General features: G+C 46.5%; 10 protein-coding genes and 16 tRNA genes. All 26 read left to right on the forward strand.

Translation table 11 applies throughout. The features are described from left to right. The first annotated feature begins 2 nt into the window (after nt 1–2). Nucleotides 3–1,562, forward strand: coding sequence for a YifB family Mg chelatase-like AAA ATPase (locus tag H9L42_RS10765; RefSeq protein ID WP_187303414.1), 1,560 nt, complete (start codon nt 3–5; stop codon nt 1,560–1,562). Continuing rightward, nucleotides 1,534–2,400 carry a DNA-processing protein DprA gene (dprA, locus tag H9L42_RS10770; protein ID WP_187303415.1) on the forward strand — a complete coding sequence of 289 codons (867 nt, stop codon included), beginning with the start codon at nt 1,534–1,536 and terminating at the stop codon, nt 2,398–2,400. Before H9L42_RS10765 ends, dprA begins: the two co-directional genes overlap by 29 nt. Before the next feature lie 91 nt (nt 2,401–2,491). After that, entirely contained in the window at nt 2,492–4,555 is a 2,064-nt protein-coding gene (gene topA, locus H9L42_RS10775; RefSeq protein ID WP_187303416.1) for a type I DNA topoisomerase, read from the forward strand. A gap of 39 nt (nt 4,556–4,594) precedes the next feature. Continuing rightward, nucleotides 4,595–5,134 carry an ATP-dependent protease subunit HslV gene (hslV, locus tag H9L42_RS10780; protein ID WP_187303417.1) on the forward strand — a complete coding sequence of 180 codons (540 nt, stop codon included), beginning with the start codon at nt 4,595–4,597 and terminating at the stop codon, nt 5,132–5,134. Between the two features lie 9 nt (nt 5,135–5,143). Next, the gene (gene hslU, locus H9L42_RS10785; protein WP_187303418.1) at nt 5,144–6,592 is read left to right on the forward strand and encodes an ATP-dependent protease ATPase subunit HslU; all 1,449 of its coding nucleotides are present in this window, start codon (nt 5,144–5,146) and stop codon (nt 6,590–6,592) included. A 223-nt stretch (nt 6,593–6,815) separates the two neighbouring features. Then, entirely contained in the window at nt 6,816–7,658 is an 843-nt protein-coding gene (gene codY / locus H9L42_RS10790) for a GTP-sensing pleiotropic transcriptional regulator CodY (protein ID WP_187303419.1), read from the forward strand. Continuing rightward, complete coding sequence (gene yunB / locus H9L42_RS10795; RefSeq protein ID WP_187303420.1) at nt 7,655–8,326, forward strand: sporulation protein YunB; 672 nt, start codon at nt 7,655–7,657, stop codon at nt 8,324–8,326. Before codY ends, yunB begins: the two co-directional genes overlap by 4 nt. Before the next feature lie 51 nt (nt 8,327–8,377). After that, the gene (hflX, locus tag H9L42_RS10800) at nt 8,378–9,658 is read left to right on the forward strand and encodes a GTPase HflX (protein WP_207734963.1); all 1,281 of its coding nucleotides are present in this window, start codon (nt 8,378–8,380) and stop codon (nt 9,656–9,658) included. Beyond that, complete coding sequence (locus tag H9L42_RS10805) at nt 9,645–10,274, forward strand: YigZ family protein (RefSeq protein ID WP_187303421.1); 630 nt, start codon at nt 9,645–9,647, stop codon at nt 10,272–10,274. Before hflX ends, H9L42_RS10805 begins: the two co-directional genes overlap by 14 nt. 69 nt (nt 10,275–10,343) lie before the next feature. Further along, nucleotides 10,344–10,418, forward strand: a tRNA-Asn gene (locus tag H9L42_RS10810). A 170-nt stretch (nt 10,419–10,588) separates the two neighbouring features. Next, nucleotides 10,589–10,664 (forward strand) — tRNA-Val (locus tag H9L42_RS10815). Between the two features lie 49 nt (nt 10,665–10,713). After that, nucleotides 10,714–10,790: transfer RNA gene (locus H9L42_RS10820), tRNA-Asp, on the forward strand. 31 nt (nt 10,791–10,821) lie between these two features. Then, nucleotides 10,822–10,896 (forward strand) — tRNA-Thr (locus H9L42_RS10825). Nucleotides 10,897–10,902: 6 nt separating this feature from the next. Further along, nucleotides 10,903–10,987: transfer RNA gene (locus tag H9L42_RS10830), tRNA-Tyr, on the forward strand. A gap of 18 nt (nt 10,988–11,005) precedes the next feature. After that, a tRNA-Gly gene (locus tag H9L42_RS10835) sits at nt 11,006–11,080 on the forward strand. A 5-nt stretch (nt 11,081–11,085) separates the two neighbouring features. Continuing rightward, nucleotides 11,086–11,159 (forward strand) — tRNA-Gly (locus H9L42_RS10840). Nucleotides 11,160–11,164: 5 nt separating this feature from the next. Continuing rightward, nucleotides 11,165–11,241 (forward strand) — tRNA-Arg (locus H9L42_RS10845). An 11-nt stretch (nt 11,242–11,252) separates the two neighbouring features. Continuing rightward, nucleotides 11,253–11,329: transfer RNA gene (locus H9L42_RS10850), tRNA-Gln, on the forward strand. 3 nt (nt 11,330–11,332) lie between these two features. Continuing rightward, nucleotides 11,333–11,408: transfer RNA gene (locus tag H9L42_RS10855), tRNA-Lys, on the forward strand. A 42-nt stretch (nt 11,409–11,450) separates the two neighbouring features. Continuing rightward, nucleotides 11,451–11,539: transfer RNA gene (locus H9L42_RS10860), tRNA-Ser, on the forward strand. 50 nt (nt 11,540–11,589) lie between these two features. Further along, a tRNA-Ser gene (locus H9L42_RS10865) sits at nt 11,590–11,681 on the forward strand. A gap of 4 nt (nt 11,682–11,685) precedes the next feature. Then, a tRNA-Trp gene (locus H9L42_RS10870) sits at nt 11,686–11,761 on the forward strand. Nucleotides 11,762–11,783: 22 nt separating this feature from the next. Then, nucleotides 11,784–11,860: transfer RNA gene (locus H9L42_RS10875), tRNA-Pro, on the forward strand. Between the two features lie 21 nt (nt 11,861–11,881). Continuing rightward, nucleotides 11,882–11,958 (forward strand) — tRNA-Ile (locus tag H9L42_RS10880). A gap of 22 nt (nt 11,959–11,980) precedes the next feature. After that, nucleotides 11,981–12,056: transfer RNA gene (locus H9L42_RS10885), tRNA-Phe, on the forward strand. Nucleotides 12,057–12,142: 86 nt separating this feature from the next. Beyond that, nucleotides 12,143–12,442, forward strand: coding sequence for a hypothetical protein (locus H9L42_RS10890; RefSeq protein WP_187303422.1), 300 nt, complete (start codon nt 12,143–12,145; stop codon nt 12,440–12,442). Nucleotides 12,443–12,579 lie beyond the last annotated feature (137 nt).

A 12,579-nucleotide genomic window follows, 5' to 3' on the forward strand; every position in this document is an offset into this window, starting at 1 on the left:
TGATGCTGTCGAAAATAATTACCGCCTCCCTTTTGGGGATGGACGCGGAAGTGATAACTGTGGAAACCGATTTGCAACCAGGGCTTCCGGCCGTTCATATGGTAGGTCTTGCGGACACGACAATCAAGGAAGCCAGGGAACGAATTCGGGCGGCAATCCTTAATTCAGGTTTGGAATTTCCCAGGCGGCGCATTACGGTCAATCTTTCGCCGGCGGGGAGGCCAAAAGAGGGCAGCCATTTTGATCTGCCTATAGCCATGGGAATTTTAATGTTAGAAAGGCATGCGGAACCTATGATCGAAAAAACCGCTTTTTTAGGAGAGCTTTCTTTGGACGGACAAGTAAAGCCGATCCGCGGCGCGCTGCCGCTTGCCATGGGGCTGCGTCAGCAGGGAATTCGCAGACTGGTGCTTCCGGAAAATAATTTGCGGGAAGTTGCCCTGTTGAAGGATATGCGGCTTTATCCGGTAAGAACCCTAGCGGAAAGCCTGGCATACGCCAGGGGCAAAAAACAAAAAAATTGGGTCACAATGCAAGCGGAGAATGACTGTGAGGTGGATTCTGCCAGAGAGGAATTCCGTGACGTCGCTGGACAGGAACGTGTTAAACGGGCAGCTTTAGTTGCCGCAGCAGGAAATCATGGTATTTTCATGATCGGGAGCCCGGGAAGCGGAAAAACCATGATAGCGAAACGAATCCCGTCTATCATGCCGGAGATGAGCTATGAAGAACGGCTGGAGGTAACAAGAGTGTATAGTGCGGCAGGCCTTCTGGATGACAGGTGTCAGGTTGTGAGAAGTCGCCCTTTCCGGGCACCCCACCATTCCATTTCAAAGGCGGCCTTTATCGGAGGAGGGAGGATTCCTGGACCGGGAGAGCTTTCGCTGGCCCATAATGGAATTCTCTTTTTAGATGAGTTCGGTGAGTTTGATCCGGCGCTGTTGGAGACGCTGAGGCAGCCGGTTGAAAAAGGAACCATCACAATCAATCGTTCCTGGGGAAGTGTATCCTTTCCCTGTAGGGTGATGCTTGTAGCGGCCTCCAATCCGTGCCGCTGTGGATACTATGGTGATCAAAATCATCTCTGCACCTGCTCAGAACGGGAACTCGCCCGTTACTATTCGCGGTTTTCCGGACCGCTGCTGGATCGGTTCGATCTTCACATACAGGTGCTTCCAGTTCCCCGAAGCCAGATCACGAGCGGCGGAAAAGGAGAAGACAGCTACAGTATGAGGCAAAAAGTCGCTGTTGCGGCGGAAATTCAGACGGACAGATACAAGGACGCCGGAATTCGTTTTAACAGCAGGCTTACAGAGAAGCAGACAGAAGCTTTCTGTCCTATGACAGAAGAATCGCGGCGCTTTCTGCAGAAAGCATATGAAACGCTGGGGCTCAGCATGCGGGCCTATTATAAAATGATTAAGGTCTCAAGGACGATTGCGGATCTGGAGCAAGAACCGCTTATTCATACGGCCCATATAGCGGAAGCTCTTCAATACCGCCAGTTAGAGCCCTTTTATAGGAGAATGGAATATGATCGTTCAAGAAGTATATATAAATGAAGATAAATATCCGGAACTTCTCAAGGAGATTAAAGAGCCGCCGAATCCTCTGTATTACGTAGGAAATCTGGAGTTGATTCACAGAAGATGTGTGGCAGTGGTAGGATCCAGAACGGCAAATGAATATGGAAGAAATATCGCCAGAAAACTGGGCGCGCGTTTGGCGCAGTGCGGTGTAACGGTGATAAGCGGAATGGCCAGAGGCATTGACACATGTGCCCATCTGGGAGCTTTGGAAGAAGGAGCAGGCGCTCCGGGCAATACGGCGGCGGTCCTGGGATGTGGGGCGGATATCTGCTATCCGGCCTCGAACCGAAGGCTACGGGATGAAATTGGCAGACGTGGGCTTCTGTTATCCGAATACCCGCCGGGCACTGCGCCGGCCAGATATCGCTTCCCCAGACGAAACCGGATTATCAGCGGTCTTGCGGAAGCGACCGTTGTCGTTCAGGCGCCTAACAGCAGCGGAGCGCTGATTACAGCGGAGCTTGCGGCAGAACAGGGGAGGACTGTCTACGCGGTACCGGGACCCATTAACAGCGCCTACCATCTGGGGAGCAACAAGTTGCTGAGGGACGGCGCGGTTCCCCTGGTGGTTCTTGAGGATTTAATATCGGAAATGGGATTTGAGATATGTGAAACGGGATATGATGAAAAAAATCTGGGACGCGATGAAAAGAAAGTTGTGGAACTTCTGCGTGGCCACGGAGAAATGACACAGGATCAAGTATGCGGAGCCTTGGGAAAACCCGCGTCATTTGTCAGCGGAATCCTTACAATTTTGGAGATAAAAGGTGTAATTTGCACATCAATGGGGAAAATTTTTATTGCAAAATAACAAAAAAACGATATAATAAGCATTTAGAACATACATTTAGGAAGTTCCTCTGTATCAGACAGAAATCAGATAGAAGTTTAGGAGGTTTTTTATGGCTGCTGCCAAAAAGAATTTGGTGATCGTGGAGTCGCCGTCAAAAGCAAAGACAATTGGAAAATTCCTGGGAAGCAGATATAAAGTGATCGCGTCGGTAGGACATGTGCGGGATCTGCCCAAAAGTAAGCTTGGAATTGATATCGAAAATGATTTTGAGCCGCAGTATATTTCCATACGGGGGAAAGGCGATGTAATCAAGGAGCTAAAGAAAGAAGCAAAGGCCGCAGCAAAAGTTTATCTGGCAACGGACCCGGATCGCGAGGGAGAAGCGATTTCGTGGCATCTTGCGTACCTGCTTGGAATTGATCAGAACAAACCCTGCAGGATTGTGTTCAATGAGATTACAAAAAAAGCGGTTCAGGCAGCGATTAAGAACCCACGCCCCATCGATCTAAAGCTGGTTGACGCACAGCAGGCCAGGAGGGTCCTGGATCGTCTGGTAGGTTATCAGATCAGCCCTCTTTTGTGGAGAAAAGTGCGCAGAGGACTTTCCGCCGGGAGAGTGCAGTCCGCGGCATTGAAAATTATCTGCGATCGAGAAAACGAAATTAAGGCCTTTGTTCCTCAGGAATACTGGACGATTACGGCAGAACTGAAAAAAGGAAAGAAATTTTCGGCAAAACTTGCGGAATATAAGAATAAAAAAATTACAGTTGAGAATAAAGAACAGGCCGATCAGATTGTAAGTGAGTTGAAAGCAGGGACCTATCTGGTAAAAAAAGTTGAAGAACGGGATCGTTCCCGAAAGCCATATGCGCCTTTTACAACCAGCAGCCTCCAGCAGGAAGCGTCTACCAAGCTGGGATTTTACACGAGAAAAACGATGCTGATCGCACAGCAGCTCTATGAAGGCGTGGAAATCAAAGGCCATGGCACAGTAGGGCTTGTTTCTTATATCCGTACAGACTCTGTGCGGATTTCCGATGAAGCGCGTGCGGCGGCTAAAGACTATATTCTTGAGCAGTTTGGCAGTGAATTTTATCAGAACAATGTTTACTCTAATAAGAAAAAAGATGTTCAGGACGCCCATGAAGCAATCCGTCCAAGTTATGTGGAAATGGATCCGGAATCTATTCGTGATTCTCTGAGCAAAGATCAGTATAATCTTTACCGGCTGATCTGGTCCCGCTTTATGGCTAGTCAGATGTCTCCCGCCCGTTTTAAAGGGGTTTCCGCGTCCATCGTAAATGGCGATTACGGGTTCAAAGCAACTGGGTCAAAACTGGTCTTTGAAGGGTATTTGAAGGTTTACGCATCGTCAAAGGATGAGGAAAATGACAAACTCCTTCCTCATCTGGAAGAGGGCGAATCGTTGGAAAGCACGGATCTGCTGTCCGAACAGAACTTTACTCAACCGCCGGCGCGGTTTACAGAGGCGAGTCTTGTGAAAGATCTGGAGGAAAAAGACATTGGCCGGCCGAGTACCTACGCGCCTATTATCGCAACCATTATCGATCGTAAATATGTGACAAGAGAGAAAAAAACATTGATTCCGACAGAACTGGGATTTATTGTGACTCAGATGATGGAAGATTATTTTAAGGAAATTGTCGATACCGGATTTACTGCCCAGATGGAAGATAAACTGGATGAAGTAGAAGTTAAGGATGTGGACTGGAAGGACATTATCCGGGATTATTATGGTACTCTGGAGAAAGAATTGGAAGTGGCGGATAAAGAAATTGAAAAGGTAGAGTTTAAAGAGGAACCAACCGGAGAATTATGTGAAAAATGTGGAAAACCGATGGTGATTAAACACGGTCGGTTTGGCGAATTCGCGGCGTGCACGGGGTATCCGGAATGTAAAAATACAAAACCGATTGTAAAATCCATCAATGTGAAATGCCCGAAATGCGGCAAGGACATTGTGGCCAGAAGGAGCAAAACAGGGCGCGTCTTTTATGGTTGCAGCGGTTATCCGGACTGCCAGCAGTCCTATTGGAACAAACCGATTGATCGAAAGTGCCCCAAATGCGGTAGTCTTCTGGTAGAGAAAAACACGAAAAAAATCAAATACGCGTGCTCAAACAGCGAGTGCGATTATAAAGAAGAACAATAATAGAGAAAAAAACAGGCAAATAAGAATGGAGGTAGAATTATGGTACAGTTCCACGCAACAACGATCGTCGCAGTCAGAAGAAGTGCGGATGACGTATGTATCGGCGGTGACGGACAGGTAACGATGGGCGAGACGTCCATTATGAAAAACGGCGCGAAAAAGGTGAAGAAGATCTACCGCAATTCGGTGCTGACCGGATTTGCTGGTTCCGTAGCGGATGCCTTTTCCCTTACGGAAAAATTTGAAAGCAAGCTGGATGAACATGGCGGAAATCTCAAGCGTGCGGCAGTTGCCCTGGCGCAGCTGTGGCGATCGGATAAAGCTATGCGCAGCCTGGAGGCGCTGATGATCGTAGCGGATAAGGAAAGCCTGCTGGTCGTATCAGGAAACGGTGAAGTGATCGAACCGGATCAGGATTTCATCGCGATCGGATCCGGAGGAAATTACGCTTATGCCGCGGCAAAAGCCCTTTATAACAATACAGATATGACTGCGGAAGAAATTGTGAGAGAAGCGCTGAATATTGCTTCTTCAATTTGTGTTTATACAAATGATAATATTACAGTAGAAAAACTCTAGGAGGATACGATGGCGAATAAACTATACCAAATGACTCCCAAAGAAATTGTAGGAGAGTTGGACAAATATATCATTGGGCAGGACGAAGCCAAAAAGTCTGTGGCAATCGCATTGCGGAACCGTTATAGAAGAAGTCTTCTTTCTGAAGAAATGCAGGAAGAAATCACTCCTAAGAACATCTTGATGATGGGTCCGACTGGCGTTGGAAAGACGGAAATCGCGCGGCGTCTGGCGAAGTTGATGGATGCTCCGTTTGTAAAAGTGGAAGCAACAAAGTTTACAGAAGTCGGTTATGTGGGCCGGGATGTGGATTCTATGGTAAGAGATCTGGTGGAAGCTTCCATCCGTATTACAAAGCAGAGTCAGCTTGATGAAAAATACGCAATTGCGGACGAAATTGTAGAGGATCGTATCATTGAAGCGATTATACCCGGAAAGAAGAAACCTGCCAATGATCCGGGCCCTAGCAAAAATCCCTTTGACTTCCTGCTGAACAGCGGCGGCTATCAGAGCCAGAAACAGCAGTACGAACAGCAGCAAGCACAGCAGGCTGGAAGTGAGAGCCAGGGGGAAAAGCAGGATGTCCAGCTGGCCAGAGAACAGGTGCGGCAGCAGCTCAGACAGGGACTTTTAGAAGATCAGTTTATTGAAATCCAGGTAACAGAAGCGCCGAAAACGAATACCCTTGACCTGAATGGCGAAGGGATGGGTATTGCAATCGGAAATATATTCGGCGATATGATGCCTCAGAAAAAAAAGAATAAAAAAGTAAGAGTGCGGGATGCAAGAAAAATTTTGCGGGAGGAAGAAGCTCAGAACCTGATCGATATGGATCAGGTAATAGAAGACGCCCTTCATAATGCGGAGCAGAACGGAATCATTTTTATTGATGAAATCGACAAAATTGCCTCCGGATCCAGTTATCGGTCGGGAGCAGATGTTTCCAGAGAAGGTGTGCAGAGAGATATTCTTCCTATTGTAGAAGGGAGTGTAGTCAATACCAAGCACGGGCCGGTCAAGACAGATCATATTCTGTTTATCGGGGCGGGAGCTTTTCATACGGCAAAACCAACCGATCTGATCCCGGAACTGCAGGGGAGATTTCCGATTCGCGTGGAGCTTGAAAACCTGGACAAGGAGACGTTCCTGAAAATTTTGACTGTTCCGGAAAATGCCCTCATCAAGCAGCATAAAGCTTTGCTTGAAACAGAAGGAGTGGAGATCGAGTTTACAGATAGTGCCATTGAGGAAATCGCGACTATGGCTTTTTTGATGAACGAGCAGACCGAAAATATCGGAGCAAGACGGCTGCATACAATCTTGGAGAAGCTTCTGGAAGATATTTCGTTTAATATCCCGGATATGGAAGAGGACAAGTTTGTAATTGATCAAGAATATGTAAAAGAAAAATTTATGGAAAAAATTCATCCGGAAGATATCGATCGCTTTATTTTGTAAGGTGCTCCCGGATTTTGAGCAAAAACTCTACAATTTTGACAAACTGATACGAAAAACACCTGTCAAGACAGCAATAAAGTCGTAGTTTTCGCATTGAGAAAAACTTTTTAGAAAACTCTAAAAAATGCTTGTCAATTTTTGATCAATCATATATAATACCATATATCATCAGAAGTATTGGAAATTTTGTACAACGCAACGGTTGTAGGAGGAGAGATATTATATGGAAAATCAACTTTTGACAAAAGTAAGAAAACTGAACTGGGTACTTCAGGAAAGCGCGGCAGGAGTTTTTTCGTTTAATGAGTTATGCGCGATTCTGAGCGATTTGATGGACGCCAATGTGTATATTGTAAACCGGAAGGGAAAAGTAATTGGTGTAAACTATAAGATTAAATCGGATAGTTCAACCATTTCGGATCCGGAGACGGGGACGGAGAAGTTCCCGATTGAATACAATGAAGCATTGCTCAAGGTTACTACGACGCAGGCAAACTTGACTGCTGATGAAGCTTTGAAGATTTTTAAATATGATTATGATACATCGGATAAGCTGCATACCGTCATTCCAATTCTTGGAGGCGGCCACAGATGGGGGACGTTGGTTGCTACACGCTATGAACCTGAATTCAGCGAGGAAGATCTGGTACTCGGAGAATACGGAGCTACGGTGGTAGGTCTGGAAATTCAGAGAAGAAAAGCTCTGGAGGAAGAAGAAGAAGCAAGACAGAGAGCGGTTGTGCAGATGGCCATTGGAACTCTGTCCTATTCGGAAATTGAAGCAGTTCAGCAGATTTTCGCAGAACTGAAGGGAAACGAAGGGCTTCTGGTAGCCAGCAAAATTGCGGATCGTTCAGGAATCACCAGATCTGTTATTGTGAATGCTTTGAGAAAACTTGAAAGCGCAGGTGTCATTGAATCCAGATCTCTTGGAATGAAAGGGACTCACATTAAGATTGTAAATCCGAAATTTAACGAGGAATTTGAATATTTAATTTGTACAGGACAGGAACAGAAAGCCTCTGCCGTTCATATAGTGAAAGAACGGCGGAGGTGTTTTTTATGAGCAGGAGAAAAAAATGGAGACAGCGACAGACGATTGTACTGCCATTGTCTTTGTTTTTGATTGCTTTTGCGATATTTCTTTCCCTGTGGTGGCTTTTTACAATGACCGTGGAACCAAATATTGAGGAGGTCGGAAGAATCCGCGCGAAAACCATGGTTACGAAAATGATCAATAAAGCAATCAACGATCAGTTTCTGGAAGAAGCAGATACGGAAAACCTGCTGATCCGCCAGACAAATGAAAAGGGCGAAACCGAAATGATTCAGGCTGATACAAAAGCGATGAATTTACTGATTACGGAAATTTCAAAAGAATTGCAGGATGAATACGCAAAGATGCAGGAGGATACGGTAAAGGTGCCGATTGGAGCGCTTGTAGGAAGTGAAATTTTTTCTCAGACAGGACCAAGTGTAGAGGTGAAGGTGCTCCCTTTAAGTGTGTCGGGTATGGACTTTAAAACAGAATTTGAAGCGCAGGGAATTAACCAAAGCAAGTATAAAGTTTATATTACAATAAACAGTCAGGTAAAAGTTATGGCGCCGGCATCGTCTGTGAATTTGGACATTTCCAGCACTGTCCTTATTGCGGAAGCTGTAATTTTAGGAGGAGTTCCCAACAGTTATGTTCAAGTACCCAAAGAAGATATTCTTGATGTGACAAATGAGTAAGAAAAACGAAAATAGTAGCGCGCGCAGCGGCAGTTGTGGTAAGATAGGAGCATGGTCAGATTTAATGAGAAAAACGAGATTATAAAAGAAGAGGAATATAGAGCGATTCTGGTAGGTATACAGCTGGATGAGGATATTTCCTACTCTATGAAAGAGCTTGCGGGGTTGGCGCAGGCGGCTGGGGTTACTGTTTTAGGAGAGGTGGTGCAGAGTCTTCCGCGGCCAAATCCGGCGACACTGATTGGAAGCGGAAAGGTCGCTGAATTGGCCCAGCTATGCGCGAATATGGAGGCGGACACCATTATTTTTAACGATGAACTTTCCGGGATGCAGCTGCGGAATCTGGAGGAAACCCTTTCTGTAAGAGTGATTGATCGAACCATTCTGATTCTGGATATTTTTGCCGCGAGAGCGACATCCAAAGAAGGAAAACTGCAAGTGGAATTGGCGCAGCTACAGTACCGCATGCCAAGGCTTACGGGATTTGGGAAGTCCTTATCCCGTCTGGGCGGCGGAATTGGCACCAGGGGGCCGGGAGAAAAGCAGTTGGAAACGGATCGACGCCACATTTCCAGGAGAATGGAAGATATTCGTAAAGAACTGGCACAGATTAAAACTACAAGAAGCGTACAGCGGAGCAGGCGGGAAAAATCGGACATCCCGGTGGTTGCTCTTATGGGATATACGAATTCGGGTAAATCGGCTCTGATGAACCGGATGCTGGCTCTGTCTGAAAAGGACGATAAGGCTGTGGCGGAAAAGGACATGCTATTCGCTACGTTGGATACTCAGCAGAGGAGCATTTGCTTAGATGCTTCTCACAAATTTATTTTGATTGATACCGTCGGATTTGTCAGTAAGCTTCCACATCCCCTTGTGCAGGCTTTTAAGGCTACCTTAGAAGAAGTAATATATGCGGATTTGCTGCTTCAAGTAGTGGATGCTTCTTATGAAAACTATGATTTCCATATCGAAGTAACAAACCGTGTTATCAACGAAATCGGAGCGGGAAGCAAAGAAAAAATTATGGTTTATAACAAAATAGATTGTCTCGAAGAATTACCGGTAGATGCTACAGGGTGCGAATGCGCGTTTATTTCCGCAAAGCAGGGGGATGGTATCGAATCACTCCTAGAGCTTATACGGGAAAATCTGTTCTCGTCCAGGAAGAAGGTGTCGTTGCTGATTCCGTACAGTCGCGGAGATATTTCCTCATATCTGTGTGAGAAATCAGAGGTACTTTCTATGGATTACCAGGAAGAGGGAACTTGTTTTGAAGTGGAGCTATCCGAGGCGGATTATTGCAGGTTAAAAGAATATGAAAGAATATAAAACGATCAGAAAAGAGGCTCAGGCGGAGCAGATAATTGAACGATCTCGGTTCATTGCTCACGTAAAGCCGGTGGAAACCCGGCAGGAGGCAGAGCGGTTTATCGCGGCGGTACGGGCGGACTACAAAGACGCGACCCACAATGTTCCGGCCCTGGTGATTGGTGATCAGTTTCAGATACAATGGGCCAGCGATGATGGCGAGCCACAGGGAACTTCCGGAGCGCCCATCGTTCAGATGCTGGTAAAAGAGGGAATTACAAATATAGCAGTTGTGGTGACTCGATACTTCGGGGGAATCAAATTAGGGACAGGAGGCCTGGTTAGAGCCTATACGAGCAGCGCGAAGCTGGGACTGGAGGCCGCGGGACTGTGTGTTGTGAAAGAAATGGCGGTGCTTTCCTTTAAACTTGACTATTCTTTTCTTAGCAAAGCGCAGAATATGGAAAAGAAAGGTGGATTTTATATTGAGGATATCACTTACGCGGAAGCGGTTACTCTTAAAATCGTGACAAACTTGGAGCAGGTAGATACCGTAAAGGAATTGTTTGCCAATCTGACAGCGGGTAGCGCGGCCCTTCTTTCAGAGGAAATCAGCCTTGAAAAAAATCCTGTATAAATTTTCAAATTCTGATTGACACGCAGGCAGGGCTATGCTAATATATAAAAGCTTCAACTGTTTCAGTGTTCCAAGGTAGCTCAATGGTGGAGCAACCGGCTGTTAACCGGTAGGCTGTGGGTTCGAGCCCCACCCTTGGAGCCAATTAAAAAGATAGGAGGAGTACGCGGCAAAGTTCTGTGTTGCGGGGTCTGCGAATTCGCACAGGTGGCATTGAGCAGACAAAAAAATAAAAAATAAAAAAATGCTTGACAATCGAATGAAAATGCTGTATAGTTAATAAATGTGTCGAGTAGATAAGAACACTTGAATGTGGGCGTTTAGCTCAGCTGGGAGAGCATCTGCCTTACAAGCAGAGGGTCATAGGTTCGAGCCCTATAACGCCCACCATAATCGGTTTGACGTTTGGCTGAAAAAGCGGACGTGTTATCAAGGATGCGGTCCGGTAGTTCAGTTGGTTAGAATGCCAGCCTGTCACGCTGGAGGTCGACGGTTCGAGCCCGTTCCGGATCGCCAATTTTATCAGAACCGACGACGAATTTAGTTTGCTGGCGTGGCTCAACGGTAGAGCAGCTGATTTGTAATCAGCAGGTTGGGGGTTCGATTCCCTCCGCCAGCTCCATATTATCGAGGGTTTCCCGAGTGGCCAAAGGGGGCGGACTGTAAATCCGTTAGCTGAGCTTTCGGTGGTTCGAATCCACCACCCTCGACCAATTAATTTCATTATGTGTGCGGAAGTGGCTCAGGGGTAGAGCATCGCCTTGCCAAGGCGAGGGTCGCGAGTTCGAATCTCGTCTTCCGCTCCATTTATGCGGATGTAGTTCAATGGTAGAACCTCAGCCTTCCAAGCTGATGGCGTGAGTTCGATTCTCATCATCCGCTCCATTTTTGGGCTCATAGCTCAGTTGGATAGAGCAACGGCCTTCTAAGCCGTGTGTCCGGGGTTCGAATCCCTGTGGGCTCGCCATTTTTCGAGATTGGGGTATAGCCAAGCCGGTTAAGGCAACGGACTTTGACTCCGTCATTCGTAGGTTCGAGTCCTGCTACCCCAGCCATACGACCCATTAGCTCAGTCGGCAGAGCACTTGACTTTTAATCAAGGTGTCCGGAGTTCGAATCTCCGATGGGTCACCAATTTTTTTAGGTATGGTGTAGCAGAACAAAAACTTACAATACGGAGAGGTGTCCGAGTGGTTTAAGGAGCTGGTCTTGAAAACCAGTGACTCCGAAAGGGGCCGTGGGTTCGAATCCCACCCTCTCCGCCATAAGGAACTGAGAATCCCGCAGTGAACTATGTCGGAATTTTATTTAGCCTGGAGAAGTACTCAAGAGGCTGAAGAGGACGGTTTGCTAAATCGTTAGGGTTCGTTAAGGGCCGCATGGGTTCGAATCCCATCTTCTCCGCCATTGTAGGGGTATAGCTCAGTTGGTAGAGCAGTGGTCTCCAAAACCACGTGCCGTGGGTTCAAATCCTACTGCCCCTGCCATTTTTCGAACGCAGCCTGTTTTCGGGGTGTAGCGCAGCTTGGTAGCGCAACTGGTTTGGGACCAGTGGGCCGCGGGTTCAAATCCTGCCACCCCGACCACTTTTAAGGAAGTGTTTCATTGGGCCATTAGCTCAGTTGGTCAGAGCATCCGGCTCATAACCGGCAGGTCCGGGGTTCAAGTCCCTGATGGCCCACCATAAGAATTAAATTTTACTTTATGCCCAGATAGCTCAGTTGGTAGAGCAGAGGACTGAAAATCCTCGTGTCCTTGGTTCGATTCCGAGTCTGGGCACCATTTGAAAGGTAATCTTTCGCTGACGTTAGGTCCGAAGGGTTACTTTTTTTTATGATGTAAGATGCGTTGTTTTTTAAGGAGTATGTATGAAAGCAAAGAAAGAAGATCTCGTATCAGGCGGAATTGTTGGATTTCTGATATTGTGTTCTGCAGTTGTAATTTTCCAGATGAGCGGCCGATACTCTATCGTGGGAGGAAATCCGGGGGCGTTTCGACAATTTGTTTTTTTTAACTGGTGGGGAATTCTCGCGGCTGCAGTGGCGCTTTTTTACGGGCTGTCTAAAACGGTATACACGGAAAATCGCCTGTGGAAATACGGAATACTGATTTTGTCGGCTATGCTGCTTATCTATGCGGTGATTTCGTTGCTTCTGTGGATCATATAGAATATTTGAGAAACAAATAGAAAGCTAACTATATAAAAGTCAAGTGAAATATATAGATTTAGCTCAAAAAGTTACAACTTGTTACTTGATGTAATTTGAACATTGAAAAGTGAATAGTGGATAAAAAACGGCATGGC

It is taken from the genome of Zhenpiania hominis (genome assembly GCF_014333425.1).
Classification (GTDB): domain Bacteria; phylum Bacillota; class Clostridia; order Peptostreptococcales; family Anaerovoracaceae; genus Hominibacterium; species Hominibacterium hominis.

Excerpts from the sequence above, each read along its gene's own strand:
- yunB (WP_187303420.1), top strand. The coding sequence starts at position 7,655 with ATGAGCAGGAGAAAAAAATGGAGACAGCGACAGACGATTGTACTGCCA.
- codY (WP_187303419.1), top strand. The coding sequence starts at position 6,816 with ATGGAAAATCAACTTTTGACAAAAGTAAGAAAACTGAACTGGGTACTT.
- topA (WP_187303416.1), top strand. The coding sequence starts at position 2,492 with ATGGCTGCTGCCAAAAAGAATTTGGTGATCGTGGAGTCGCCGTCAAAA.
- H9L42_RS10805 (WP_187303421.1), top strand. The coding sequence starts at position 9,645 with ATGAAAGAATATAAAACGATCAGAAAAGAGGCTCAGGCGGAGCAGATA.
- dprA (WP_187303415.1), top strand. The coding sequence starts at position 1,534 with ATGATCGTTCAAGAAGTATATATAAATGAAGATAAATATCCGGAACTT.
- hflX (WP_207734963.1), top strand. The coding sequence starts at position 8,378 with ATGGTCAGATTTAATGAGAAAAACGAGATTATAAAAGAAGAGGAATAT.
- hslV (WP_187303417.1), top strand. The coding sequence starts at position 4,595 with ATGGTACAGTTCCACGCAACAACGATCGTCGCAGTCAGAAGAAGTGCG.
- H9L42_RS10890 (WP_187303422.1), top strand. The coding sequence starts at position 12,143 with ATGAAAGCAAAGAAAGAAGATCTCGTATCAGGCGGAATTGTTGGATTT.
- hslU (WP_187303418.1), top strand. The coding sequence starts at position 5,144 with ATGGCGAATAAACTATACCAAATGACTCCCAAAGAAATTGTAGGAGAG.
- H9L42_RS10765 (WP_187303414.1), top strand. The coding sequence starts at position 3 with ATGCTGTCGAAAATAATTACCGCCTCCCTTTTGGGGATGGACGCGGAA.